The following is a 24,519-nucleotide window of genomic DNA, read 5'->3' as shown; positions in this document are numbered from 1 at the left end:
AAAGAAACGCTATAGATACAACTCTACTCAATAAATAACGATAAAGATTTTAATTTAGTTTATTAGTAGTTTCTATGGATTTTCAATTGAAAAGTGATCAGGATTTAATCCATCTCTATGTCGGCGGTGACGAAGCAGGACTTGTAGAGCTCATCCGCAGATACCAAGCCAAAATTTATACTTCTATATACTTGCTCGTAAAAGACGAGGCGCTTGCCGAAGATATTTTCCAGGATACGTTCATAAAAGTTATTAATACGCTAAAAGCCGGCAAATACAACGAGGAGGGCAAGTTTTTGCCGTGGGTAACCCGTATTGGCCATAACCTGGTGATTGACCATTTCCGCCGCGAAAAACGTGCGCCAATGGTTAGCAACGGCGACGACTTCGATATATTCGAGGTGCTGGGCAATTATGATGAAAGCGCTGAAGACCGCCTGGTGCGCGAGCAAACCCATAAAGATTTAAAATCGTTGATACAGCTGCTGCCATCCGAACAGAAAGAAGTGCTGATTATGCGCCACTTTGGCGATATGAGCTTCAAAGAAATTGCCGACGTTACCGACGTAAGCATCAATACCGCCCTCGGCCGTATGCGCTACGCCCTTAACAACCTCCGCAAAATGATGCAAACCAAAGAGCTGAGTTTGAAGAATTAGGGATTAGCCATTTGGCGAAACGATAAAACGCGATGAAAACCAGCAGTGGCATTTTCATCGCGTTTTTTGTTAAGTGGCGGGAGTAAATCTAACTGCCGACCTTGTAATTATAAAACCAACGATAGGCTGGCATATTATGCTTGAAATTGAAACGGGACATCTAAAAGAAAATCATGACCGACAGAATTGAAATAAAAAATATTGATGATTGGAATTCACTGTTAGCGAAAGCTGAAAATGGAGACAGTGAAGCGCAAAACGAAGTTTCTTCTTACTATGAAGACGGTTTAACAATTAACGATGCAATAATTGTTAAAATTGATAAACAACTAGCATTTAACTGGACCAAAAAATCATACCAAAGTGGCGATATACAAGGCATTGAAAGGTACGCTAACTATCTGTGCGATGGAGAGTATAAATATTGTGAAAAGGATGTTAATTTGGCCATGCAGCTTTACGAAAAAGCTATGGATGCTGGTTCGGGTACCGCAGCATACAATTTAGGACTTGAATACAGAAACAAACAAAACTTTGGAAAGGCCTTTGAACTTTACTCGAAGGGAAACCAATCAGAACTCACAATCGGCCTGTGTTATTATTACGGTATTGGCATAGAAAAAGACAAAGTTAAAGCGTTGGAATTTTTTAACGCAGTGAATAAAGGCTACAATACAGAATACGATATCAACGAAGCTAATTTTTTGATAGGCAAAATGTATTTAGAAGGCGATGTTGTTGAGCGCTCAATTGAAAAAGCAAGGTACTATCTGGAACTTGCGGATAATGATGGTGATCATCGTTCGGCACAAGAGCTCTTAATTGTGATTGGTCGCCGAAAAATGATAAATTAAATACTTTGCCAGCGTTGAGCGACAAAAGTGCACTGAAAACAAAGAAGGTCACTCTTTCGAATGGCCTCCTGCCAGCGCAGTCGAAAGTAAAAGATTTCCCACCCAATTTGTGGAAGATTTGAAGCCGAATTGATAAACTAATCGAGAATTCGCAAATATTATGGTTGCTTAGTACCTTTATTCAGTCATAGACAAGTGGGGCTTTCAATTGATTAATCACGGCATATGAAAATAAACATTTTGCTTATCATGGGGTATCGGGTACCACATAGTGCTTAATGATAGAAGTTGCTCAATCAAGCTTGAACTAACGGGAGGTTCCCGGCATTTAATGTTAAAAATTAAAAGTTCTTCAGATGGGAAAGCGAAATTTTCACATCTTATCTTGTTACTCGTCAAAACACTCGCTGTATCAGCGGCATTTATAGAAAGTCATGTCTGTACTTTCGTTACGGCTGCGATCAGCAAAACCATATTCAATTAGTAAAGCGAACGTATCGTAAACCTGGCTGCGCTCGATTGTCAAATCGGATTTTCTCAATTGCGAGATGAAGGAATCCGGATCTATAGGGTCCTCCAGAACGAAAAAAGCCCGCCATATGTGGCGCCTGGCCTGTAATTCCCTGGCCTGCTCTCTACTGGTTTGTCTATAAGTCATCTGATGCAAATAAGGGATTAAGAACCGCTTAAAAAAGGAGTATCGATAGAAAGGCAATATGTTCCTATAGAAACCCCAAGCGCGTAATTAGAGATACTTTGCTTTTGAAAATAAAAGGCGGTACTTTGTAATGTGGTATCCCGGACTATCCTTACGCGTTTGCGTGCCCTAATCTTCTCTGTACACTTTGCGGTGTTACTGGGCTTAATGGTTTTTACCTGCATCCCCCTTACCATAACTTCTTCGCTACCCATACAAATCTGGATCAAGCAATTAGCTTTATATGCCGCCCTGGTAGGTGTATTTTACCTCCATCTAAGGATACTTATTCCAAAACTGCTTTATAACAACCGTGGGGGGACCTTTGCGCTGCTCGTTTTCCTGATCTGTATCACCGCTGCGTTGTTAAACCACCAGGCTGATAAATTAATGGACCTTCCTGGCTTGATCCATAAATTTGCTCCTAAAGGACCTGCGGACAGTCGAAATACACCTGTTGGCGACCTCAGTATTATGATCATTACGATGATCGTCATCGGGATTGCCATTATCATATCTGTTACCCGGAAAATACAGGCAGATCAATTGAAGGAAAAAGCACTTGAGAATGACCGCATCGCGGGCGAACTGGCGGTTTTGAGGTCGCAGATCAACCCGCATTTCTTTTTCAACGTATTGCATACTATTTACGGGCTCACCGAGATAGATACTGACCGGGCCCGTGAAGCTATTTACACGCTATCTCACATGATGCGTTATGTTTTATATGATACCCGTCAGCAATCAACCACCCTCGAAAAAGAGCTTCACCTTATCGATAGTTATCGCCAGTTAATGCAATTGCGCCTGCCGGAACATGTGCAGGTTGTTTTCAACCGACCAAAAAGCCCGATTAACGCCCCGCTTTCGCCGATGTTATTGCTCCCGTTTGTGGAAAATGCCTTTAAGCATGGCATCAGCACGGTGCAGCCGAGCCACATTTACATATCAGCGCAATTATCTCATGGAGCTTTGCGCTTTGAGGTACGTAATACTTTATTTGCGGAACCGGCAAACGAAACGGACGAGAGTAGCGGTATTGGCCTGGCCAATACGCGGCGGCGCCTGGAACTGATTTACCCGGACAAATACAAACTCACTGTTAAGGAAGATCACGAGCTTGAGGAATTCAGAGTCGAACTTCAAATATCACTTTCATGACCATTAACTGTATCGCCGTTGATGATGAGCCGGTGGCTTTAGAGATGATCGCCGCTTACGTGGCCAAAACCCCATTTTTAAAACTGGTTGATAAATGCGCCAGCGCCATAAAGGCACTGACCGTTCTGGATGAACACCCCGAAATACAGCTTGTTTTTTTAGACATTAAGATGGCTGACCTGAACGGCCTGGAGTTTGCCGGAAGGATTAACCGTAGTGACACCCGCCGGTTGGTACGCTTTGTTTTTACCACCGCTTTTGACCAGTACGCGCTGGAAGGGCACAAGCTAGCCGCTCTGGATTACTTGTTAAAACCTTTCAATTTCGCTGATTTTACACGCGCAGCTAACCGTGCACTGGAATATTTTAAATTACTGGAACAGGAACACGAGCCGCAGTACCTGCACGTATATGCTAATTACCAACAGGTACGCATCGATATGGCACAGATCCTCTACGTAGAAAGCATGGCTGACTACATCAAGATCTATTTGGAAGACCACGCCAAGCCGGTGATGACGCTGATGACCTTAAAAGTGGTGGAACAAAAACTACCCACTACCCATTTTGTGCGACTGCACCGCTCGTTCATCGTGGCCAAAAATAAAGTAACCGCCATAACCAAAGCATCCGTGCAGGTTGGCCAAACTACCATCCCGGTTACAGAACCTTACCGGGAGGTGTTCGGCAATTTTATGAAAAGCTGGCGCCTGCCTGGTTCCTGAATTATTTTGCCTTTTTAATCACATAACTCATATCGCCCATCGGGCCGCCCTTCATGTAGAGCACGATCTGGTCAGTGCTTTTTACCTTACCGGTCATTTTAAACTGCTGATCCATGATGGGGAGGGTGAACGCCAGGCTGTCGTCCTTGAACCAGCCATCGGTTAATTGAATGGTGTTGCCGTCAGGTCCCTTGGTACTGCCGCTTAGCTTTTGTCCGTCAACTTTAAAATCATAGGCAACCTCAATTTCATTATTGATGGAACCTTTCCAATGGCCGCTAATATCGGTGGCCGCATAAGCTACAGTTACAATGGCCATAGCCATTAGCGCGAGAGTCAGTTTTTTAATTTTCATGGCTTTAGGTTTATTGGTAATATTTGATTTATTCATATCGCAAAGCTTCTATAGGGTCAAGCCGGGAAGCTTTCAGTGCCGGGTAGTAGCCAAAGAAAACCCCGATAAGCGTACAAAAACCGAATGCTTCAATGATTGATGCTTTATCGATAACAGGCTCCCATTTTAGCGCGTTGGCGATGACAAAAGCCAGCGTCTCGCCTATCAGGATACCGATGAGACCGCCGGTAACGCTGATGATAATAGCCTCTGTTAAAAACTGGCTAAGGATATCCCTGCCGCGTGCCCCAATCGCCATGCGCAAGCCAATCTCTTTGGTTCGTTCCGTTACAGAAACATACATAATATTCATGATACCAATTCCCCCGATGACAAGCGATATGGCTGCTATGGCGGTCAATAACGCGGTAAGCAATGTGGTGATTGAGCTGAGGGTTTGGATCAGCTCGGCCTGTGTGCGCACTGTAAAATCATTATCCTGGTTAGGGCGGAGCCGGTGCGTTTTACGAAGGATCTTTTCCATTTCATCGGCGGCGGCCTGTGAAAGGTTTTCAGATTTGGCCGAGGCATTAAAACTGCCGAAGTAAATGGATGCGATGACCCGTTTCTGAACGGTGGTATAAGGTGCCAGGATGATATCATCCTGATCCTGTCCGAATGTATTTTGCCCTTTTTTGTTTAGTATGCCGATAACCTGGAATGGAATTTTATTAAAGCGAATGATCTTACCGACCGGATCGACTCCTTTTGGAAATACATTATCTACCACGGTTTGACCCAGCAGGCAAACTTTTCCGTAAGTGTGTACATCCCGGTTTGAAAACATTTTACCGTCTTTGAGCGATATATTTTTGATGGCTAGATACCCCTCGCTTACACCTTCAATGGTGGTAGGCCAGTTAAGCGAACCATTGATCGCCTGTCCTTTTGATTGGGATGAAGGTGATATGGCATTAATATAAGTAGATTCCTTTTGTAAGGCGACAAAATCTTTTTCGGTCAGCGTTTCTACGTTAGCCCCCTGTAAACGCGCGCCGCCAGGTGCGTTGCTATTAGGCATCACCATAACTAAGTTTGACCCCATGCTAGACAGCGAACTATGTATACTTGCGGTTGAGCCAGCGCCTATAGCACCGATAGTAATTACAGCGGCCACACCAATAATTATACCGAGCATGGTTAGTACGGCCCTGAGCTTATTGCGTTGCAGAGCCAATAGCGCGAGCCTGATCAGATTTAAAACTTTCATACGTGGTAATCTTCGGTTTCTGGTAAGGCGGCCAGCATCTCTTTTGCTGAACGTACCTGCTGGTTTACTTGATCTTTCACCACGCGGCCATCCCTTAGCGTGATCGTACGGCTGCTGAAAGCTGCGATATCCGGTTCGTGCGTCACAAAAACAATAGTTTTGCCTTGGTTTTGATTCAAGTCCTGCATCAAAGCCATAATTTCATAAGACGTGCGTGTATCCAGGTTACCGGTAGCTTCATCGGCTAATATCATCACCGGCTCGTTCACCAGTGCACGGGCAATGGCCACACGCTGCTGTTGGCCGCCCGACATTTCATTGGGCATGTGATTTATCCGGTCGCCCAGTTTTACAGCTTGCAGGGCGGCGGCGGCCCGTTCCCGACGCTCTGCTGCCGTTACTGTTGGGTTATAAAATAGAGGTAACTCCACATTTTCCAGGGCAGTAGTACGCGGAAGCAGATTATAGGCCTGAAATACAAAACCGATCTTTTGATTCCGAAGTTTGGCCAGTTGATCCCGGCTCTGTTCGCGCACAGATACGCCATCTAGCAGGTAAGTTCCGCTGCTTGGTTTATCAAGGCAGCCCAGGGTATTCAATAAGGTTGTTTTGCCCGAGCCGCTGCTACCCATGATGGTTACAAACTCACCGGCAAATACATCAAAGCTTACACCTTTCAACGCCCGCACAGTTTCTGACCCCATCTGGAATTCCCGCATTATATCATGTAACTCTAAGATCTTTTTCATTACGGCTTTTTGTTTTTATCATTACCGCCCGGGCTCGGCAGGATAGATGTACCGGCTTCGGCCTGCAACGGTACAGGCAGCGAGGACACAACGGTATCTTTTACAGATAACCCCGAAAGGATCTCGGCGTGGGTATTATCATCGAGGCCGTAGCGAACCGGTGTTTGTATCAGGTCCTTTCCTTTTTTAAGCCATACGCTCCCCGGTTTACCCACCCCTTTGGCAGCATTACCGGTATTAGCTACCGGCATTGGTTTTAAAGTAAATTGTTTCTTTAACGAAGAATCGGGCGCAAAATTCAGAGACTTGGAACTGACCATCAGCGCGTTTTTGACCTCTTTGGTATAAACATTGATATTGGCGGTCATCCCGGGTTTCAGCATCAGGCTATCGTTTGGAGCATAGATGATGGTTGTATAGGTCACCACATTTGAGGTGGTTTTCGGGTGCAGGCGAACGTCAAATACTGTTCCTTTAAAAACATCATCTATATAGGCATCAACCGTGAAGCTGACGCGGTTACCAATCTTCACATTGCCGATATCGGCCTCATCCACATCTGCCTGTACCTGCATTTTTGAAATATCTTTAGCAATCACAAAAAGCGTTGGTGTACTAAATGCCGCCGCAACGGTTTGGCCTAAGCTGACACTGCGCGAAAGCACCACACCATCTACCGGCGAATAAATATCTGTATAGGACAGGTTTTTTTCAGCTGAACGGAGCGCAGCCGAAGCATTATCGACCGCTGCTTTAGATGAATTAAAATTATTCAGAGCCGATTCATAGTCCTGCTTACTGATAGAGCCGCTACTGTACAACAGTTGCTGCCTGTTATAGAAATTCTGGTTATAAACCAGCTGGCTTCGCTGAGTGCGCAAGGTAGCGCTGGCCTGATCGACCGTTGCCTGCAGTAGCGATTTATCCAGTTGCGCCAATAACTGGCCCTTTTTTACCTTGGAGTTAAAATCCGCGTTGATCACTTTAACGATGCCCGACACCTGGGTACCTACCGCTACAGTATCAACCGGTTGAATAGTTCCGGTTGCTGTGACGGTTTCAGCAATATAACCATAAGCGGGCACCTCTGTGGGCAATACTACCGGTTTTTCTTTCTTTTTTGTCGTAATGAACCAAATACCGCCAAACACTATAATAATGGCTGCGATAATGAGCGTTCTTTTTGTATTTTTTTTCATAATGATTGTGCGCGGTTAAAGTTTAACGGGGGTGCCTTTGTAGAATTCGTAGATCTCTATCGTAAGCGCTGCATTATACTTAGCCTGAATATATTGCTGTAGGGCCTGCGTATACAGGTTTTTTTGCTGTAGAAAGTCAACCATATTGACAACACCCACTTTTAATTGCTCATTGGCAACGCGGTAAGTTTCCTGATTGTATTTAAAGGCCTCGGCTGCCGCGTCATATTGATTTTGCGAATTGACGACATTGATGTACGCCTTTTCGATAGTAAGTGTAAGGGTTGTTTTGGTATCTTTTAACGAGAGTTTAGCCTGATCGATGTTGATCTTTGCTTGTGCCCGGTTCACCTGGTTAATCTTGCGGGTAAAAATGGGTATCGACAGGCTAAGGCCCACCTGCTGGTTAAAGCCGTTGTTCAACTGGGTAAAATAACCACTCCCCGCGCCCTGGTAGCTGCTGCCGGCAAAGCCCGAGGCGGTAAGGGTTGGCAGGTAGCCAGAATTGGCCTTTTGAAGCCCAAATTCGGCCGATCGAACATACAATTCGCCACTTTTTACCTCCGGTCGATCTTTTAGCGCAGTTTGTTGTACGTTCAGTAGATTATCTACCGCTTTTTTAGAAATGATAGTATCAGGTGTGATCACATCAAAGCTTGTAGCACTCAGCTGAAGGAGTTGTTTCAGACTGATCAGGTCTTGCCGTTGCGCATTTTCGGCAGTAACCAGTGTGTACTTATCGTTCGCCAGTTGTGCTAAGAGCTGGGCAACGTCCTTTTGCGCAATGCTGCCGGCATCAAGCCGTTTTTTGGCCCGATCTACCTGTGCCTGTGAAGTAGCAACTACATTTTGCTGGTAAATGATGGTTTCCTTATCCAGTAAAATATTGAGGTAATACTGGGTGATTTGCAGGGTTAAGTCATTAACCTGTTGCAGGATACTCAGGTTTGCCCGCTCCACCTCTACATTCTTTTGCTGGATATCGCTTTTAATATAACCGCCCTGATAAAGGGTCCAGGACGAAGTCAGTCCGTAGTTACCAGACCCATAAACCGCGTCATTATGGTAGTGGTTGATATACTGAGTGGCAGAGCCATATAAATTTGGTAGCGCAGCCCCCCTGGAAAGTATCAGTTCCTGTTGGCTGGTTTGCTGGCTTAGTCGGGCACTGTTCACTTGAATATTGTTTTTCTTGGCATAATCCAGGCAGGTCTGCAGGTCCCATTTTACAACGCTCAGGCTGTCCTGGGAAAACGCTGCCACCCAGCCGATCTGGCAGATGAAAAATAAAAAAAATGCCTTTTTGGTCATATGCTATGATGCTCTTTAAAGGCACAAATGAGTAACATAAAACCCGTAAAAAAAAAGAGAGTCGATACTAACCCGATTTGTATCGACGCTTTCGGTATTCCGTAGACAATCTGCGTTAAACCGCTTTGGGAGCGTTGTGCTTAACCCCAAAATTGACAAAAAAACAGGCTCGAAAATACAATAACATCAGATCTTCCCTTTAGTACCAAAGTCAGTGTGTTTGTACTAACCACCTATGACCGACCGCTGTGGCAATTAAAGTGCGGAAATTCTTGCATCAGGCGAAAAAGGCAGATACGAGTCAAAAATGGTTTCTTCAGATCATTTTCCGCTTAATTGGGGCTATCGAATTTTGATTTGATGATGCGCCGTATGAAGGCCTGCCGAAGAAGTTTCAAGTTGTACCTACGTTGAACCCAATATAAGAAAGGCATCAATTAGCCCCGTTCAATTACCCTGTGCAGATACTTGTGTCAGTTTGTGGTTCCCGAAATAGCAAACTTTACTTCCCTAACACATTCACCATATACTGTTAATTGCGATACCCTAATTGCTTACATAAAAGCGTTCGCGCATTTTTTTTAAATACCTTGCAGCTGGCATTTCAATTGCATAATAAGTGATTGCACTAAACACTAATGTTCCTATAGCTACGTATAAAAAGCTGACAATCAGATAGTTATTAAGGTTAATGCCCAGTATTTTTAATACCTTATCAAAGGTTTCAATAAACAAAAAGTGATTTACATATAACGAATAGGATATTAGGCCTAAAAAGTAAACAGCTTTACTGGATAAAAACCGATTGACCATATTTCTTTCTGTTATATAAACGATAAAAAAGGGCATCGAAAGAATGATCAAAATGTCCGTCCTTTTAAAAAAAAGTAAAGCAAATAGCGGAATGGCTAAGTATTTTACCAACACAACTTGTTGTTTTATTCTTTCGAAACTCAAATAGGCAAAAATACCTAATAGATATGCTGCAATAGTTCGTAAAAAGCTAGCCGGACCACGGGTGAATGAAATTACCGGATAAAAACCGTGATTTTTATATAAATAATAATAATTACCCCAGTTTAAAAAAGCACTTCTAAAAGTGCTTATCGCTATAAATATGATAATTGACGCCATTAGTAGTATCCAGGCTTTGTTCCTAATTTTCCCTATAAAATAAAACGCTACCGGAAAGAAAAAATAAACAACCCATTCGTTTGTTAATGACCACCCTGGTAAAATCAGGGAGTCGTTTGAAAAATGAAATATCCCCTGTAATAAAGTTAAATTTACAATGAGGCTTTCAAAATCACGGGAATGAAAAAGAAGAAAATATAATAGCGTTACAACGATATATAAGGGAAATATCCTGGAAAATCGCTTATACATAAACGCTTTATAATCATTTTTAAATAGATGATTATTAAAGTTGGCCGATGATGTTAAACTTAATAAAAAGCCACTTAGCACAAAAAATAAATCGACCGATAGATAACCATGACCAATAAAAACCGATAAATAATCGTTAATCGGCTGCGGTTTTTTATGAAAAAACACCCCATACCAATGGAAAATAATTACATAAACAGCAGCCAAGCCGCGTACACCTGTTAAACTCTTTATTTCATTATTGCCCATAGGTTTTGAACATTGGCGAGTATACCGCTTAAACGGTAAACATAATCATAATAACAAGAAAAGCCCCTTTTTCAAGGGGTCTTCTGCCAATGTAGCGGGGAGCAGGATCGAACTGCCGTCCGCTTACCAGCGGATATTAACCTGCGCGCAAAACATCTGAGCTATCAAATTTTGATTTAACGATGCCCCGTATAAACTGCCTTCCATTAGCAGTTTTAAGTTGTTTTTCGCGTTTCACCGCTTCGGCTTTTGTTGGATACTCTTCGATATGAGCAATCACCCATGGGCGATATTTTATCGTATGCCCTTTAGTGGCTAACTCGTTATGAGAAAGGAATCGGTTAGCCATATCGGATGTACTACCGATGTAAATTTGGTTGAAAGTTGGCGAGTATAGCGCGTAAATGGTAATAACGAGAAAAGCCCCTTTTTCAAGGGGCCTTCTGCTAATGTAGCGGGGAGCAGGATCGAACTGCCGACCTTAGGGTTATGAATCCTACGCTCTAACCATCTGAGCTACCCCGCCGGGTGGTTATTTATACTGATAATCAGCTTTTTACGATTTGTGCCGTAAGTGGCTTTTTTCAGTTGTCAAACTTGTTAACGGTTTTGTTAACGGTGCGCCTTTCGGTGCGTGGAGCGCAAAGGTAAGAAAACGCCGCTTTTTTTTATAATCTTTTTTCTTTTTGTTCCTGATGGCTTGGCGGTAAGCACTTTGGAATATCGTTTAAAGTTTTTACCTTCATAAAAAATCCTGAACCGATGGAAGTGATATGCTTTGAAGATCGCGCGTTTTACGCGATGATTGATAAACTTGAAGCTTATATAGACAGCAAAAAACCTAAACAAACACAAGGCGACAAATGGGTGTCCGGCGAGGAAGCCATGCGCATGCTACGCATTACCAGCAAAACTACGTTGCAGAAATTTCGTGACGAAGGAAAAATCCGATACAGCCAGCCCGAGAAAAAAATCATACTATACGATGCTGACAGCATCCGCGATTTTATTGAAGATTTCACTTATGAGACATTTTAAGCATGGATATTTCTGATATTATAAAAACCATTATTACGGTAGCGATTGCTGTTATAGGTTGGATAGCTGCACATTATTTCAGCAGCAAACGGGATAAGACACTAAAGCGGCGAGAGATTATTAGCAAGCATCTGATTGATACGTATAAAATCCTTGCCTACGATATCGTCCACCGGGAATATTCAGAGGAAACAGTGCGAAAACTTGAACTTCCATTAGTTGAATTACAGTTATTCGGAACCAAGCGACAAATCGAGCTTGCAAAGAAACTGGCGTATGATATTCAAAAAGGCGGAACAATCGATATTAATGATCTAGTAAACGACTTAAGGGCCGAACTTAGAAAAGAGCTGGAACTGGAACCGATTGACGAAAATATATTTTTGCTACGCTACAAAAAAGATTAAGTTTATATGGAAGAAGAACAAGACCCATCGCCGGAATATATAAAAGGCTTTAATCAGATGTATAAACTGAAACGGGAAATGCCAGAAGTTGCACAGCAAATGCTATCTGCCAAAGCGGAGGGCGAACGCTTTAAGGGTATGGCTGCCGGGGCAAGGCAATACGAACTGGAACGCATACGTGAAGTTTCGCAGAAAGGACGTGAACAATCGCGTGAACGTGAAATTTGATTTATCCTTACAGCCTAACTATCGATGTCAGAAAACCTGGGAGAAAATCACTTTTATGCCATGAGGGTTATCGATGCTGCCGAAGTTCATATTTCGGAAGCAGTTAGCGGTCGTGGCTATACTTGTCTTGGATGCGGTAGAGATATGCAAGCAGTCAAGCATAAGACGCATGTAACTGACTTTTTTCGGCATGACGCTAAGTACGTTAAGCAGAACAATAAATGTACTTTTTCGGATCATCAATACCGTAAGCATATTGCAATTGATTCTTTAGTTTTAGAAAAAAGGATTAAGGTGCCGGCGATTTACAAATTCAACCCTAATAATTTTGACGACCCGCCAATGACGTTGAAATCTTCGGATTTCGTTTATGCCACAACCGTTAAAAGGAATTTACTTTTTTTCGAGGATGCATCAGGCCTTGTCGCGATAGGTTCAGAGTTGCTCCTGGATAACTGTATCATGTTGTTTCAACCGGACGTTGTTCTCTTTCAAGATCAACAACCCATCTTACTCGTACAAATCGTAAAGAAATTTTCAATATCAGAAGCCGATAAAGCCAACTTACGGAGACTTCGAATAAATACGCTGCAAATCACACTCCCAGAGGATTCCCGGGAAGCTATTTTTCAATCGCTCTTTCAATCAGGGCGTTCAAAATGGGTCTATACAAATGAACAACAATTCACAAACTACTTACGCCCTTCCGGCGGCAATTCTGGAAGAAGTGAACCAATTGATGAGTTCGAGAAACGGCTTCACACAGAATCTGTCACGTGCAGACGAAACCAAATTGCGAACCTCATACGATCTATTAATAAATGCTATCAATCAGAACAATACCGCGAAATTGAGTCGAGAGTTACAAGTCGCTTGCGAGACGAGCGCCGAACTGTTGAAACTTATCGAAAACAACGGATTGATCTTGAGGCAGCAATACGAGAAGACGTTGAAAGACATTCTAAAGACGAACTGGAACGAATTGCAATCAGCCAATTGGAGCTTGACGAAAAACGAAACGGATTTTCAGAAGACAAAACAGACTTGGAAACGCGATATCGAGATAAGGTTGCTGAACTTGAAAACGATGTCCGAACTCTTACAGAGCAAAGAGAAGAATTTACTCGACTTGAACACGCAGCTAATAATGCTACAAAAGAAACTCAATTTGCGATTGAACGAGAAGAACGAGCAATTAGCGAGCACGTACGAGACACAGAACTCGAATTTAGCGAGCGCCTTATTGAATTATCAGGACTTACAGATAGAATTGCAGAAAGTATTGGCCGAGCAATCGCAGGAACTTCAGGCATACAACGCCGAAAGGATGATTTACCAAAAGAATTTGAACAACTTGAAATCGACTCTCGACAACAAAGTGACGGAGAGATTGAACGAATTTGCCGAGAAGAAGAAAATCTACCAGAATGGGCTAGACTTGAAGAAATCGAACTTGCAAGAGAGTTTGAACAGTTACGCAGACGATTTGATAACACGTTTACAAGCCGAGATCGTAGTGACAATACCAGAATCTCAACAACACTTAATACATTACTTAACAGACGGACCAAGTTGGCAGATCTCGAATATGTTAGACGACTCATCGAAAGTATTGAAAAAGAAGCTTATAAAAACTGGGTACGATGAGAAGTCCTATAGACGACTTTTTGAAAAAAATTCAGGATAACAAGGTAAAAGTAATCTTGCCTGTCTAGCATATTGCACACACTCTACAACACACTATAACTAACAAATTGACTTGATTCTTTCAGGCATGTTTGGTAGACTATAATTGATTTGGCAGGTAGCACCATAGTAGCACTTTGTTCAAATCAATATGAATGTGTGTGCATTTAGATAATTGACATCTATAAAGATTTTGTCGGTGTCTGGTCTCATTCCGCCCTCATCCTGAGTGAGAAAGGGTGGTATTTGCCGGGTGTTGATGTTTGTTGTTTATGTTAGATAAAACAAACATTTAAACCCTTAGATACCGTTTGTGAGATATATCGAAATGCATTGTTTTTGACCTGTAAGGTAGCACCACAGTAGCACGGCTGGGGCGCACCGGAAAGAATGTGTTTTCATGACCTCTGCCAAGACTTTCAATTTCACCAAGCCTGCTTTAATAGCCTTAAAATTACCTGATTCCGGCAGCCGTATCTATTATCGGGATACCCGTGAAAAAGGCCTGATTCTTGATGTCCGGGCCAGTGGCACGAAATCGTTTTACCTGTATAAGAAAATTGACGGGCGACCCGAGCGCCTTTTCCTGGGAAGTTTCCCGGATATAAGCGTTGAAAATGCCCGCAAGGCTGCCTCGGTCTTAAAAGGCCAGATTGCTTCCGGCAAAAACCCGCAACAGGAAAAGCGCAACATCCGCGATGAAATGACCTTCCAGAAACTATTTGATGAATACATGTCACGTTACAGCAAACAGCACAAAGAGACCTGGAAGCAAGACGAGGATGTTATCCAAAACCATTTCAGCCATTTCCTTCACAAAAAGATTTCTGCCATATCAAAGAATGAGGTGCAACGAACGCATGTCCGTATCGGTCAACATAACGGAACCTATGCAGCCAATAATGCAGTTGCCCGGTTGCGGGCTATCTTTAACAAGGCCATTGAATGGGGATGGCAAGGGAAAAATCCTGCCGAGGGTATTCAGGAATTCAAGGAAGTTTCGCGCGACCGGTTCATGCAGCCGGAGGAACTGCCGAGGTTTTTCGCAGCACTGAATGAAGAAGAAACTACTATACGGCATTATACCTGGTTGTTACTCCTTACAGGATCTCGCAAATCGAAAGTAACGGCAATGCGATGGGCGGATATTCGCTGGCACCAGCAGGAATGGCATATCCCTAACACCAAGAACGGCGATCCAATAATTATCCCTTTAACGCCGCAAGCCATGGAAATCTTAAACGAACGCTGGCAAAAGGCTTTAGTGGAATGCGGACAATCTGCTAAGAAACCAAAATGGGTATTTCCAAGCAAGAAAAGCAAAACGGGTCATATTGCCTGCCCCGCACATAGCTGGAAAAAATTATTGGAAACAGCTGAAATAGAAAACTTTCGGATGCATGATCTGCGCCGGACATTAGGAAGCTATCAGGCGATTACCGGGGCAAGTTTGCAAATCATCGGAAAATCGTTAGGACACCGTTCACCGGAGGCAACTTTGATTTATGCAAGGCTGCATCTTGACCCGGTCCGGGCAGCGGTTGAAAAGGCTACTGATGCGATGTTTCGTATTTCCGAAAACAGTGTGGCGATGAATAATCATTCATGACGGTTTTGAAATTTGCGATGACCAGCTTCGGGATGGCAAGCAATGGAACATCGTATAATGCTATTGCACATGAATACGATTGTATTTTTGCAAATTGATGTTTGTTGTTCTTTATTGATGCGCCAACTTTTTTTGATTTTGGACGGCGTTTTATTTTATAACATTCCCCGTTTCCTGTCATTCGATGAATCGCTCGGGACTGTTATCACTTTAACGGAGAATATAATGCCGACTAAACCAAAACCGAAAGAAATCATGAACCGCAAAGAGGCAGCGGCCTATATCAATTATGCGCCTAATACGCTGGCCACATGGGCCTGCAAGAAACGTTACAACTTAAAATATTTCAAGATTGGTCGCGCCATTCGCTATCACAGATCCGACCTGGACAGATTTCTTGAAGACCGGTTGATCAAATAAATCCGGGATAAGGAGGTGTAACCAATCCTCCCTTATCCCTCCCTTACCTAACAACCTGATTATTTTTATAAGGAACGCCCGATGAACATCGAACAGGCGAAAGCCATTTCTATGACTGCAATCCTGGATGCCTTGCGTATCGAACCCGCATCTGAAAACAAAAAAGAGGCAAAATACCTCTCCCCTTTCCGCAACGAAAAAACCGCCAGTTTCCATGTCAGCAAGCACATGAACAAGTGGTATGATTTCGGGGAAGGCAAAGGCGGCGATACGGTTGCATTCGCCTGCTTGTGGCTCAAATGTCAGGGCAAGGACAGCAACGTATCGGACGCTTTGCGCTGGCTCGGTAACATGACCTTCAATCCATCCGCTTATACCGTGAAACCTGTCGCATTGGATGAAAAACCGAAATGGGTCGTTACCAGGGTCAATAAAATAGAAGACCTTTTCCTTATCCGCTACCTGGAGCATCGCGGCATCCCGCTTTCTGTCGCGGAGAAATACCTGGTAGAAGTCTACGTAAAGCACTCGGTAAAAAACACCCGCATCTATGCGCTGGGGATGAAGAACGAGGATGGCGGTTACGAGTTGCGCAATTCTTTTTTCAAAAGCTGTACCGCACCTAAAACCATCACCTTTATTCGCGGCTCCGTGGCGAAGCCCGAGCGCGTCCATTTGTTCGAAGGATTCATGGATTACCTTTCGGCCATCATCCGCAAGGAAGACGTGCTGCAGGACGATGCCATTATCCTGAATTCAATCAGCATGATCCCCCATGCCACAGGGTATATCCGCAATTACGGTTACAAAACCGCGATGACGTGGATGGATAACGACAACATGGGCAGGGAAGCGACAAGGGTGCTGGCAGAATTTTTCCAGACTGAAGCCGAACTGCAGCATGTGCCGATGAATGATTTATATATGCCGCATAAAGATGTGAACGCATGGCATATGCATCAGCTCAACCTTTCTTTGTAGTTGGCAGCGATGATGAGCCAATCGCTGTTCCAGGTCACCGAAATCGAAATCACCTACCGCAACCCCGTCAGGCCGAAAGACAGGCTGAACGTATCCAGCCCAGCGGAAGCCTATGGCATCTTGTCCTTCTCCTGGGACTATGCCCGCATCGGCCTCGTGGAAGAGTTCAAGATATTGCTGATGAAAGGCAATAGCTGTATCGGTGTTTCTAGTATCGCGAGCGGCGGCGCAGCGCTTTGCCCGGCCGATCCCAAAATCGTTTTCGCGACCGCGCTTAAAGCGAATGCGTCAAGCATCATCCTTGCGCACAACCACCCTTCCGGCAACTCGCGGCCCAGCGATGCGGATAAGGCGATGACGCAAAAGTTCTACGATGCTGGGAAGCTTTTGGACATCGCCGTACTCGACCATATCATCCTCGCTACGGATAATTACTTTTCGTTCGCGGATGAGGGCCTGATGCCGATTGGTTACCAAAAGTTACACCCTGGATAGCCTTCCTATCGAATGAGCCGATAGTTCGTTGCATGAGATTAACCGAAGCCGCTCGTTCACCAACTATAATTTTCCTCTGCCTTTCAGGCATTCACCCGCCCATCCAAAATTACAGCCGGTTCGCTCACTAGGCCTCCGGTCGGCCATCTCCTGCAACCATCAACTCAACAGAAAGGCTAACCAATGAAACTTTTTACCCAAACACAATACGACCAGCTCATAGAGAACGGAAAAGATATGGGCGAATACAAGGATCATCATCCTGTCGTGCGATTATATATCACCGGCACGGCTTGCACCTGGCTACTGACGGAACTTTGCCCGGACGAGCCCGATATCGCTTTCGGCTTATGCGATCTGGGGATGGGTTTCCCTGAAATCGGCTATGTCAGCATCCAGGAAATAACAGATGCGCAAGGCCCATTTCAAAGGCTTGAACGTGACCTGTATTTCAACGGGGAATATCCAATCAGCGTTTACGCAGAAGCCGCGCGCGACATCGGGCAAATCACACTCGATGAGACAGTCCTGAAGCAGGCGGCTTACAAACTTTAAGCCCAAGACGCTTAGCCCGCCAGCCGGGCTAAGCATTATCCATCCCAGATAAAACGCCAAAGCCGTAATTGATAGGTTAGTAGCGCTGGCTATTCTATAAATCTTAACGGAATTGGAATTGCGTTTTAGGACTTGTTAAATTCTTTTATGTTCTCAAATTGCCTCTTGTGTTTTTTATCATCGAAGAAGTACCTGCGGTCGCCCCTGCTCTCTTCGGGGTAAGAGCCTTTGAATAATTGATACAAACTGGCGGCACTGTTAGATGCGTGTTTTCGTTTTGTATCGGAAAGGTCGAAAACTTTGCTTAGAAGCGTGCATACTTTAATCATAGATAATTCTCCGCGCGTGGTCCAATTCTTTCGCTCAAGCTCAATAAAAAGTTCGGCCAAGTCCTGCTGTCTTCCATTCCATTTTATTCTTAGCCCATCATCAACAACCTCGCTGACAGATAGAACTTCCGAGGCACTTTGAATTTCCATCATTTCCAATCGGTCGGACAGATAGTAGATATAGACTTCAGTCATAACGTCCGAAATGACTTTCGGTAAAGATAATCCGCTAAAATGCGAGATTTGAATATTAGGACTATTCAAGACATTTCTGTAGTGACTTAATAAATTTCTTATAATAATTACATTATCCGTGATTCCCGCGAATATATAAGAAGCCTTTGCGTGTTTCAATGCTGCCTCAAATTCAAAAGACAGATTGCTAATTCTTTCGTGAATGATGTCACTTATGAACTCTACAACCGAGTCCTTGTCGTATTTCTCGACCTCATTTTCGATAGTTTCGTTGCTGAATTTGTTCCTAATGGCATGATACTTTTTGTATCCAATAATAAAGTCGCTATTAATATAGATGCGATCCGCGTTCGGAATAGTATCAACAGGAAAGGCTATGAAATTATATTTATATGTTCTTTTGTATTGTTTTAAATCAGAAAAAAACTCTATTCGGCGTTTTCTATACAAGACGGGCACCGGCACGTCTTCATTGAATAAAATGCCATCTATTTTTTCAAAAAATGCTGATGAGTAAGTTATCGATGCTATCATATGTTTTTCAAATGTAATCACACAATTCCTTTGATTCAACTACATCCTAACTACGTAGTTATGGTATTACAAGGAAACAGGTTTAAAAGCACCAAATTAATAATGTCTTTTGCCTCTACCTGATGGCTTTCGATTCATCATAAAACAAATCAAAACATCTTATTAGACTCCCTTTTCTGATTGTTGTGATGATTCTCCATCTATTGCTATTGATTTAGGTTTTTGCCAGTAAATTAATTGTGAAATACTGAAAATCAAAATTTTAATTTCTATGGATTTATTCATCAAATTTAATCGTCGGTTTGGTGCCCTAGTGTTCAGTTAATTTCAGGTTGTCTTTTTTATACACCTCCTTGTGCTGCTGCTGCCTATAATCAATGTCCTGATACTGGTGGCTAACCAATTCAATCGCCGATTGCCGGTTGCCCAATTGAGCAGCATGTTCCAGGAGAGCCGCGCAATCATCTGTATAAATATGAGCGGCATCCTTGCCCCGCGAAACCGAAACATAGAACTGTTTTGCATCAGTAGCGGTGAATGTCGATGTCGGTTGTGAGATAAAAACTTCATCCACTGTTTTGCCCTGGCTCGAATGGCTGGTGGTGCAATAGGCGTGATCGAGATGGCCAAAATCTTTATCCAGCATGTATGTCGTTTTTGATTTGCTGATCAATACGACATTGCCATTTTTAGCCACCTTACTAACGGTCAGCATCTGGCCGTTATCCATGCGCCTGTTGCTTTTATCAAAGGCATTGCGTGTGATCCGCACGGTGTCGCCTTTGGCCAGGCCGATCTCCGTTTCTTTATAGACATCGTAGCAATCGGCTTTCAGTAGCGGTAAATATGCTTCCTGTTCGTGATTGCTAATGGTAACGCCGCAATGGGTGACTTCTTTTACCAACCACAGGCTGCCGCGTTTAATTTTCGGCAGGTTCTGGCTAAACTGGATTTGTTGTCCTTCCGCAAAGTTGCGCCAGTCGCTTTTTTGCGCCTCTGTCAGGTTGAGGTTTTCCAGTTTGCGCGCCTTGATCTCTTTTTTGCCGATCAGCCCCGCCGCTTTGAGTTCTATTCTCACTTGTTCGGTGACCGCTTTGCCCTGGGCGTGGGTCGGTGAAACAATCAGGGTGGATTTGCGCTTTTTAACCGCCTTTAGATAATCTTCGATCAGCTGGTCATTCGGCTTTAGTGGATCAACCTCTTTGATTGCCCCGATACTTGTCAGCTTGATAAAAGAGCCGTGTATATCGCCTTTAGACAGATCTTCAACGGCGGCGCGATAATCCACGTTTTTCTGCCGGTGGATTTTCGTTACCTCCGCTGTTCTAAGTACTGCGGCCATATCAAGGATACGTAAGGCATCCCCGCGTACCACACTTGAATGCTGGCGCGTATCCCCGCCAAATATCAGACGGCAATCTTGTTGATGCGCTATCGTCAGTAACGCGCTGGTGTCTGCGATGCCCAGCAGACCCGCTTCATCCACCCAAAGGATTTGATTGTGCAGCTTTTTTTGCAATTCTTTATCCTGCAACAGTTTTGCCACCGTCTGCGCGTCGGCAAAGCCTTCTGCTGCCAATACGCCACGTGAAGCTTGCGCCGTGGGCGCAACGACAAACATTTTTTTTCCCGCCGCTGTGAAATGTTTGTCGGCTTCCATCATAATCGTTGTTTTGCCGGTGCCTGCCGCCCCGCGCACAATAGTAACTTGATGCGTGGTCGTGAGCAGATGCTCAATCGCTGCCGCCTGCTGGTCATTCAATTTAGGATCAAAGCTAGGTGCGGCGTTATATAATGGCAGAAAGCGGTTCTGGCCCTTTCGCGCCAGTTCGACCATCTGCCGTTCTTCGGCCAGCACGGCTTCGGTCGTGCAAAGCGTTTTGTATTGTTCCGTGATGCGAATAATCCGGCCATCATGATTAAAGCAATCGCCAATACCTTGTAATGAGATATGCCGCTGGCCTATACCTTGCCTATACGCTATTGCCAGGAGGCGGCGATCCTGCATCACAGAAACACGCTCGAAGGAATGCCGTATGGCAAAATCCACACAATCGGCATCAACCGATTGATCCGGGCCTTTCTTCGGGCCGTAACGTACAGGCTTTGTACCGTCGTGCGAATAGTGTTTTGCGAGTTCCCGCAACTGGTTTCGCCACGTCAATTTAAGTTCATCCATAGATAAACCTTTTTGTTTCTTAGCGCGGGTTTTGGCACCAAGTTCACCTAATGCCCTGGCATCGGTAATACCCTTGTCCTTCGCAATTTGGCCGATCTCGCTGGTGCGTTTGCTGAACAGGTCAATGGCCACTTGCGGCACGTTTTCAATTTCAAAGGATTGATTGGTGCGGCGTATGCCATAGCCTAAATCCGTCAGTTTATCCGAAAGTGTTTTATGAAACCGCGCCTGATAATACGGCATATCACGGTTAATATCGCGAAACTGGCCAGCTTTAATTTGTTGTTCGGCTTCATCCCAGGTCGCGTTAAACACAAAGCAATGGGTGTGCAAATGCGGGTCCGGCAAATGTCCGTCCACCGGCCTTGCTGTTTGATGGGTGAATGAGGCATAGAGCAGTTCATTGGTATCGCGATCTTCGCAAGCCCCGCGCTTTCGGACACGGGTTTTTGCATCCGCTTCAATATCCTGCATCGTTTCACGGACGGATTGCTCAAAAGCAATAAGGATATGGTTATCATCAGACAACGTGTGCACGACACTTACCGATTTGGGGCAATGGAAATTAATATCATACCCGACGGTTCGGTTCCCTTTGGTTCGGCTGGTAAGCGGCAGCCCGGTACGTGGATTAATATTTTCGCAAAGGGCAAAGAATATATCTTTTGTCGCAGGGCCAGTAACGCCCAACCGATCCGCCAAGCGACCAACAAGCCGCCCGGGCAGTTCCTGATTATCTAAATAGTAATCCGTTTTCTCCAACGCATCGGAGAAATAGGTTTTGGCATGTCTCGACGACTTGCTTGGTATCATACGTATCATGAATGGATGATACAACGAAACAGCGCGGACACGCCGTCATTATCAGATAATCAATAACAAACTATAACGGTTTGGTTTTACCGCGCACAGCCTGGCAGTGCTTCCTAAAGCAGAGTTTGCCGTCAATAAGAATTTCATCAGACTTCTTCCCTAAGCGTAGCTTAGATTTAAGTACGGAGAGAAGGTTGGAATTAGCGTAGACCTGGCTTACGACCGTTCAAGCTTTATGCGGCAGCGCATCCTCATGATACAGGCTTATGCGGATTGTATCGATGCAATTAACAACAATGAAATCACCTAAGAGGAAAGAATATATGATGAACCAAACCATCGAAACCATGGGAACACCAGCTACACTAACTATCCCCAAGATCATGAACACGGAGGAAGTATTGCAGTTACTAAATATCAGCAGGTCCACGTTTTATCGGGGTATCAAAGCGGGGCGGTATCCGAAACCGTTTAAGCGGAGTACTAAGCTGAATGGATGGGATGCCTATGAAATAGCAAGGATGGTTAAAGAGGGATGTTATTAAAAAGGATGACCTCTTTTAAAGAGGTCATCCTCACATGTTTTTATTTACGATAATAATAGAATATCTTTTCGGTGAATCGCCATTTTTCGTTGTAAAGCGTCTTATTAGAATCAATGAAGCCAGCCTTTTTATACAATTTTTCCGCTGTCAAATTTTCCACTAAAAACATTATTTTTATTTTGTCGATGTCTTCGGATAATGAAATTATTAATTCAACTAATTTTTCTAATGCTTTAAGTCCAATTCCTTTGCCTTGGTATGCGAAATCAATCATATATCTGTGGATGTCGTAGATACCTTCATCATCTTTTTGAAACATGGCAAAACCTACAATTTTGTCATCATTAAAAATTCCATATGCATGAGCGTCAGGTTTAACTGACCATTCAGCTAAAGAATTCACGTTCGGTAGTATAAATCCGGTTTGTGTTGGTCCAACGTGCAAATTTATGCAGTCTTCCCAATTTGTTGAGTCGATTTTTTTTAAATAAATATTCATGTGTTAAGGGTTTTTATTGGTAAATAAATATTTCCTCTCTCTTAGTATAGAGCCAAATTTAACCTTATCAATAGCTTTTAATCTCTTATATAGGCTTGGTAATTTATAATGAGGAATTGATGGTAAAATGTGATGAATTGTATGGTAGCCGTCATTATGAGGATGAAATAGTAACCTATGTATTATTCCTGTATTAGAGAATGTTTTTGATACGACAACTTCAAATTGTTCATAGTCGTGTTCAGCAGCTTCTCCGATAAATCTTAAAACAGGAAGAAATACGGTTAGAGGGATAAAATAAGCAAAAAGCCAAATAGCAATGACGGAACTAACCGAGTTTAATATCAGATAAAATAATGAGCAAAAAATCAGGTTCCAAATTATTCCTTTTATTAAAGTTCTAAAATCTGTACCGATAGCTCTCCACCAACTTGGAATATAGATGGGTAATTTTGTAATAATCTGCCTAATATATTTCTTTCTATCCGTTCTATCAATTTGCGATAACCCCAACAAAATGTGTCTTTTATAATCGGGATCTACATCTGATCCAAGATACTTATGGTGCAAAGTATGACTTGCTCGATAATTTTCTACAGTGCTAAACACTGCAAATGCTGCGAAAATATTAGTTAGCAAGTCGTTTGTTTTTCTGCTTTTCCTTAGCCAATTAAAATGAGATCCATCGTGCACCACACATTCTAATCCCCGTAGCGATCGGCTTGAAAGCAAAATGCAAAGAATATATAATACGCTGATCGTAAAATAACCTATATCTTCTCTATATACGTATAAAAGTGTACTTGGTAGCCATATAAATAAATAATCAAAAAATACGTAAAAGAAAAACATAGAAAGATTAGTCTTGTTTAAATCACCCAAATCAGATTTAATTTGATCTGGAATTTTATAGCCTGCTGGAGTACTAATCATAGTTCCGTTAAATTTTTTTCATAAAATACACTATTAGGATCCTCTTCATATCCTTCAAAAGGTTCAATCAATTTAAAACCAAACTTTTCGTATAACGCAATTGCTTCGGGTTGATAAATCCCAGTCTCTAATTTTAATATATTAATATTATTAAGCGTAGACCAATTAAGGATATTAAGCAATATTTCTGTACCAATTTTATTTCTTCTATGCACTTTAGAAACATACATCCGTTTAACTTCGCCCCATGTATTATCTTTAACAAGAATACCCCCGCACCCTACAATTTGATCCTCAGATCTAACAATGATGAAATAAGATTTTCTTATTTTAAAATCCTCTGAAAAAGCTGGATGATTACTTTCGTCAGGATATAAAGTAGCATAATAATCGTCTGCCTCCTTAAAAAGTTGTTTCACTTGCGCATCATCAACATTTCCGATTTCCAAAACATATTTTTGATTCATTTTCTTATTGGT

Annotated in this window: 27 protein-coding genes and 1 tRNA gene; 14 read left to right on the top strand and 14 right to left on the bottom strand. The window is 43.2% G+C overall.

Annotated features, from left to right (window positions below; translation table 11 throughout):
* Positions 1 to 74 precede the first annotated feature (74 nt).
* Together E2R66_RS10210 and E2R66_RS10205 are read left to right on the top strand one after the other, a co-directional pair.
* Positions 75 to 659 carry an RNA polymerase sigma factor gene (locus tag E2R66_RS10210; RefSeq protein ID WP_133229196.1) on the top strand — a complete coding sequence of 195 codons (585 nt, stop codon included), beginning with the start codon at positions 75 to 77 and terminating at the stop codon, positions 657 to 659.
* 173 nt (positions 660 to 832) lie between these two features.
* Positions 833 to 1,513 carry a tetratricopeptide repeat protein gene (locus tag E2R66_RS10205; RefSeq protein WP_133229198.1) on the top strand — a complete coding sequence of 227 codons (681 nt, stop codon included), beginning with the start codon at positions 833 to 835 and terminating at the stop codon, positions 1,511 to 1,513.
* 412 nt (positions 1,514 to 1,925) lie between these two features.
* Here the strand turns inward: E2R66_RS10205 and E2R66_RS10200 are convergent, their stop codons facing one another.
* Entirely contained in the window at positions 1,926 to 2,171 is a 246-nt protein-coding gene (locus E2R66_RS10200) for a hypothetical protein (RefSeq protein WP_133229200.1), read from the bottom strand.
* Positions 2,172 to 2,330: 159 nt separating this feature from the next.
* Here E2R66_RS10200 and E2R66_RS10195 point away from each other — a divergent pair, with 159 nt between their 5' ends.
* Entirely contained in the window at positions 2,331 to 3,371 is a 1,041-nt protein-coding gene (locus tag E2R66_RS10195) for a sensor histidine kinase (protein WP_133229202.1), read from the top strand.
* Positions 3,368 to 4,096 carry a LytR/AlgR family response regulator transcription factor gene (locus E2R66_RS10190; RefSeq protein ID WP_133229204.1) on the top strand — a complete coding sequence of 243 codons (729 nt, stop codon included), beginning with the start codon at positions 3,368 to 3,370 and terminating at the stop codon, positions 4,094 to 4,096. Before E2R66_RS10195 ends, E2R66_RS10190 begins: the two co-directional genes overlap by 4 nt.
* A 1-nt stretch (position 4,097) precedes the next feature.
* Here E2R66_RS10190 and E2R66_RS10185 read toward each other — a convergent pair whose 3' ends face one another.
* The 8 genes from E2R66_RS10185 to E2R66_RS10150 all read right to left on the bottom strand — a co-directional run bounded on the left by E2R66_RS10185 (position 4,098) and on the right by E2R66_RS10150 (position 11,120).
* A complete protein-coding gene (locus E2R66_RS10185) occupies positions 4,098 to 4,451 on the bottom strand; it encodes a hypothetical protein (RefSeq protein WP_133229206.1) in 354 nt (117 codons plus the stop codon).
* A gap of 28 nt (positions 4,452 to 4,479) precedes the next feature.
* Positions 4,480 to 5,700, bottom strand: coding sequence for an ABC transporter permease (locus E2R66_RS10180; RefSeq protein WP_133229208.1), 1,221 nt, complete (start codon positions 5,698 to 5,700; stop codon positions 4,480 to 4,482).
* The gene (locus E2R66_RS10175; protein WP_317130766.1) at positions 5,697 to 6,449 is read right to left on the bottom strand and encodes an ABC transporter ATP-binding protein; all 753 of its coding nucleotides are present in this window, start codon (positions 6,447 to 6,449) and stop codon (positions 5,697 to 5,699) included. The genes E2R66_RS10180 and E2R66_RS10175 overlap by 4 nt, the downstream gene beginning before the upstream one ends.
* The gene (locus tag E2R66_RS10170) at positions 6,449 to 7,648 is read right to left on the bottom strand and encodes an efflux RND transporter periplasmic adaptor subunit (protein WP_133229210.1); all 1,200 of its coding nucleotides are present in this window, start codon (positions 7,646 to 7,648) and stop codon (positions 6,449 to 6,451) included. Before E2R66_RS10170 ends, E2R66_RS10175 begins: the two co-directional genes overlap by 1 nt.
* Before the next feature lie 15 nt (positions 7,649 to 7,663).
* The gene (locus E2R66_RS10165) at positions 7,664 to 8,959 is read right to left on the bottom strand and encodes a TolC family protein (protein WP_133229212.1); all 1,296 of its coding nucleotides are present in this window, start codon (positions 8,957 to 8,959) and stop codon (positions 7,664 to 7,666) included.
* 546 nt (positions 8,960 to 9,505) lie between these two features.
* Positions 9,506 to 10,594 carry an acyltransferase family protein gene (locus E2R66_RS10160; protein WP_133229214.1) on the bottom strand — a complete coding sequence of 363 codons (1,089 nt, stop codon included), beginning with the start codon at positions 10,592 to 10,594 and terminating at the stop codon, positions 9,506 to 9,508.
* 136 nt (positions 10,595 to 10,730) lie between these two features.
* Positions 10,731 to 11,000, bottom strand: a complete 270-nt coding sequence (locus E2R66_RS10155; RefSeq protein ID WP_262710297.1) for a GIY-YIG nuclease family protein — start codon at positions 10,998 to 11,000, stop codon at positions 10,731 to 10,733.
* 46 nt (positions 11,001 to 11,046) lie between these two features.
* Positions 11,047 to 11,120: transfer RNA gene (locus tag E2R66_RS10150), tRNA-Met, on the bottom strand.
* A 236-nt stretch (positions 11,121 to 11,356) separates the two neighbouring features.
* On the opposite strand from E2R66_RS10150, the gene E2R66_RS10145 reads away from it, so the two are divergent.
* The 9 genes from E2R66_RS10145 to E2R66_RS10105 all read left to right on the top strand — a co-directional run bounded on the left by E2R66_RS10145 (position 11,357) and on the right by E2R66_RS10105 (position 18,013).
* Positions 11,357 to 11,632, top strand: a complete 276-nt coding sequence (locus E2R66_RS10145; RefSeq protein ID WP_133229218.1) for a helix-turn-helix domain-containing protein — start codon at positions 11,357 to 11,359, stop codon at positions 11,630 to 11,632.
* A gap of 2 nt (positions 11,633 to 11,634) precedes the next feature.
* On the top strand, positions 11,635 to 12,039 hold the full coding sequence (locus E2R66_RS10140) for a hypothetical protein (protein ID WP_133229220.1): 405 nt from the start codon (positions 11,635 to 11,637) through the stop codon (positions 12,037 to 12,039).
* Positions 12,040 to 12,045: 6 nt separating this feature from the next.
* A complete protein-coding gene (locus E2R66_RS10135; protein ID WP_133229222.1) occupies positions 12,046 to 12,267 on the top strand; it encodes a hypothetical protein in 222 nt (73 codons plus the stop codon).
* A 24-nt stretch (positions 12,268 to 12,291) separates the two neighbouring features.
* Positions 12,292 to 13,914 (top strand): coiled-coil domain-containing protein, encoded by a 1,623-nt coding sequence (locus E2R66_RS10130; protein ID WP_133229224.1) that lies wholly within the window; start codon positions 12,292 to 12,294, stop codon positions 13,912 to 13,914.
* A 439-nt stretch (positions 13,915 to 14,353) separates the two neighbouring features.
* Positions 14,354 to 15,562 (top strand): tyrosine-type recombinase/integrase, encoded by a 1,209-nt coding sequence (locus E2R66_RS10125; protein ID WP_133229226.1) that lies wholly within the window; start codon positions 14,354 to 14,356, stop codon positions 15,560 to 15,562.
* A gap of 225 nt (positions 15,563 to 15,787) precedes the next feature.
* Entirely contained in the window at positions 15,788 to 15,982 is a 195-nt protein-coding gene (locus E2R66_RS10120) for a helix-turn-helix domain-containing protein (protein ID WP_133229228.1), read from the top strand.
* A gap of 81 nt (positions 15,983 to 16,063) precedes the next feature.
* Positions 16,064 to 16,963 (top strand): toprim domain-containing protein, encoded by a 900-nt coding sequence (locus E2R66_RS10115; RefSeq protein ID WP_133229230.1) that lies wholly within the window; start codon positions 16,064 to 16,066, stop codon positions 16,961 to 16,963.
* 9 nt (positions 16,964 to 16,972) lie between these two features.
* Positions 16,973 to 17,458, top strand: coding sequence for a JAB domain-containing protein (locus E2R66_RS10110; RefSeq protein ID WP_133229232.1), 486 nt, complete (start codon positions 16,973 to 16,975; stop codon positions 17,456 to 17,458).
* 183 nt (positions 17,459 to 17,641) lie between these two features.
* Positions 17,642 to 18,013, top strand: coding sequence for a DUF2958 domain-containing protein (locus E2R66_RS10105; RefSeq protein ID WP_133229234.1), 372 nt, complete (start codon positions 17,642 to 17,644; stop codon positions 18,011 to 18,013).
* A 125-nt stretch (positions 18,014 to 18,138) separates the two neighbouring features.
* Here the strand turns inward: E2R66_RS10105 and E2R66_RS10100 are convergent, their stop codons facing one another.
* Positions 18,139 to 19,071 carry a hypothetical protein gene (locus E2R66_RS10100; RefSeq protein ID WP_133229236.1) on the bottom strand — a complete coding sequence of 311 codons (933 nt, stop codon included), beginning with the start codon at positions 19,069 to 19,071 and terminating at the stop codon, positions 18,139 to 18,141.
* A 310-nt stretch (positions 19,072 to 19,381) separates the two neighbouring features.
* The gene (mobF, locus tag E2R66_RS10095; protein WP_133229238.1) at positions 19,382 to 22,063 is read right to left on the bottom strand and encodes a MobF family relaxase; all 2,682 of its coding nucleotides are present in this window, start codon (positions 22,061 to 22,063) and stop codon (positions 19,382 to 19,384) included.
* A gap of 296 nt (positions 22,064 to 22,359) precedes the next feature.
* Here mobF and E2R66_RS10090 point away from each other — a divergent pair, with 296 nt between their 5' ends.
* On the top strand, positions 22,360 to 22,608 hold the full coding sequence (locus E2R66_RS10090; protein WP_158288370.1) for a helix-turn-helix transcriptional regulator: 249 nt from the start codon (positions 22,360 to 22,362) through the stop codon (positions 22,606 to 22,608).
* 40 nt (positions 22,609 to 22,648) lie between these two features.
* Here E2R66_RS10090 and E2R66_RS10085 read toward each other — a convergent pair whose 3' ends face one another.
* The 3 genes from E2R66_RS10085 to E2R66_RS10075 are packed head-to-tail and all read right to left on the bottom strand — an operon-like array spanning position 22,649 to position 24,507.
* Positions 22,649 to 23,107 (bottom strand): GNAT family N-acetyltransferase, encoded by a 459-nt coding sequence (locus tag E2R66_RS10085; protein WP_133229242.1) that lies wholly within the window; start codon positions 23,105 to 23,107, stop codon positions 22,649 to 22,651.
* A 3-nt stretch (positions 23,108 to 23,110) separates the two neighbouring features.
* Positions 23,111 to 24,040 carry a fatty acid desaturase family protein gene (locus E2R66_RS10080; protein WP_133229244.1) on the bottom strand — a complete coding sequence of 310 codons (930 nt, stop codon included), beginning with the start codon at positions 24,038 to 24,040 and terminating at the stop codon, positions 23,111 to 23,113.
* Positions 24,037 to 24,507, bottom strand: a complete 471-nt coding sequence (locus tag E2R66_RS10075) for a GNAT family N-acetyltransferase (RefSeq protein ID WP_133229246.1) — start codon at positions 24,505 to 24,507, stop codon at positions 24,037 to 24,039. The genes E2R66_RS10080 and E2R66_RS10075 overlap by 4 nt, the downstream gene beginning before the upstream one ends.
* Between the last annotated feature and the right edge of the window lie 12 nt (positions 24,508 to 24,519).

The organism is Mucilaginibacter psychrotolerans, from assembly GCF_004519315.1.
Taxonomy (GTDB): Bacteria; Bacteroidota; Bacteroidia; order Sphingobacteriales; family Sphingobacteriaceae; genus Mucilaginibacter; species Mucilaginibacter psychrotolerans.
This window is presented reverse-complemented; position numbering and strand designations above follow the sequence as displayed.

Bases quoted from the DNA above. Each gene is read 5' to 3' on its own strand.
- E2R66_RS10185 (WP_133229206.1), bottom strand. From the start codon at position 4,451: ATGAAAATTAAAAAACTGACTCTCGCGCTAATGGCTATGGCCATTGTA.
- mobF (WP_133229238.1), bottom strand. From the start codon at position 22,063: ATGATACCAAGCAAGTCGTCGAGACATGCCAAAACCTATTTCTCCGAT.
- E2R66_RS10125 (WP_133229226.1), top strand. From the start codon at position 14,354: ATGACCTCTGCCAAGACTTTCAATTTCACCAAGCCTGCTTTAATAGCC.
- E2R66_RS10205 (WP_133229198.1), top strand. From the start codon at position 833: ATGACCGACAGAATTGAAATAAAAAATATTGATGATTGGAATTCACTG.
- E2R66_RS10145 (WP_133229218.1), top strand. From the start codon at position 11,357: ATGGAAGTGATATGCTTTGAAGATCGCGCGTTTTACGCGATGATTGAT.
- E2R66_RS10080 (WP_133229244.1), bottom strand. From the start codon at position 24,040: ATGATTAGTACTCCAGCAGGCTATAAAATTCCAGATCAAATTAAATCT.
- E2R66_RS10120 (WP_133229228.1), top strand. From the start codon at position 15,788: ATGCCGACTAAACCAAAACCGAAAGAAATCATGAACCGCAAAGAGGCA.
- E2R66_RS10180 (WP_133229208.1), bottom strand. From the start codon at position 5,700: ATGAAAGTTTTAAATCTGATCAGGCTCGCGCTATTGGCTCTGCAACGC.
- E2R66_RS10105 (WP_133229234.1), top strand. From the start codon at position 17,642: ATGAAACTTTTTACCCAAACACAATACGACCAGCTCATAGAGAACGGA.
- E2R66_RS10175 (WP_317130766.1), bottom strand. From the start codon at position 6,449: ATGAAAAAGATCTTAGAGTTACATGATATAATGCGGGAATTCCAGATG.
- E2R66_RS10165 (WP_133229212.1), bottom strand. From the start codon at position 8,959: ATGACCAAAAAGGCATTTTTTTTATTTTTCATCTGCCAGATCGGCTGG.
- E2R66_RS10085 (WP_133229242.1), bottom strand. From the start codon at position 23,107: ATGAATATTTATTTAAAAAAAATCGACTCAACAAATTGGGAAGACTGC.
- E2R66_RS10115 (WP_133229230.1), top strand. From the start codon at position 16,064: ATGAACATCGAACAGGCGAAAGCCATTTCTATGACTGCAATCCTGGAT.
- E2R66_RS10140 (WP_133229220.1), top strand. From the start codon at position 11,635: ATGGATATTTCTGATATTATAAAAACCATTATTACGGTAGCGATTGCT.
- E2R66_RS10170 (WP_133229210.1), bottom strand. From the start codon at position 7,648: ATGAAAAAAAATACAAAAAGAACGCTCATTATCGCAGCCATTATTATA.
- E2R66_RS10075 (WP_133229246.1), bottom strand. From the start codon at position 24,507: ATGAATCAAAAATATGTTTTGGAAATCGGAAATGTTGATGATGCGCAA.
- E2R66_RS10200 (WP_133229200.1), bottom strand. From the start codon at position 2,171: ATGACTTATAGACAAACCAGTAGAGAGCAGGCCAGGGAATTACAGGCC.
- E2R66_RS10090 (WP_158288370.1), top strand. From the start codon at position 22,360: ATGAAATCACCTAAGAGGAAAGAATATATGATGAACCAAACCATCGAA.
- E2R66_RS10100 (WP_133229236.1), bottom strand. From the start codon at position 19,071: ATGATAGCATCGATAACTTACTCATCAGCATTTTTTGAAAAAATAGAT.
- E2R66_RS10210 (WP_133229196.1), top strand. From the start codon at position 75: ATGGATTTTCAATTGAAAAGTGATCAGGATTTAATCCATCTCTATGTC.
- E2R66_RS10160 (WP_133229214.1), bottom strand. From the start codon at position 10,594: ATGGGCAATAATGAAATAAAGAGTTTAACAGGTGTACGCGGCTTGGCT.
- E2R66_RS10190 (WP_133229204.1), top strand. From the start codon at position 3,368: ATGACCATTAACTGTATCGCCGTTGATGATGAGCCGGTGGCTTTAGAG.
- E2R66_RS10135 (WP_133229222.1), top strand. From the start codon at position 12,046: ATGGAAGAAGAACAAGACCCATCGCCGGAATATATAAAAGGCTTTAAT.
- E2R66_RS10130 (WP_133229224.1), top strand. From the start codon at position 12,292: ATGTCAGAAAACCTGGGAGAAAATCACTTTTATGCCATGAGGGTTATC.
- E2R66_RS10110 (WP_133229232.1), top strand. From the start codon at position 16,973: ATGATGAGCCAATCGCTGTTCCAGGTCACCGAAATCGAAATCACCTAC.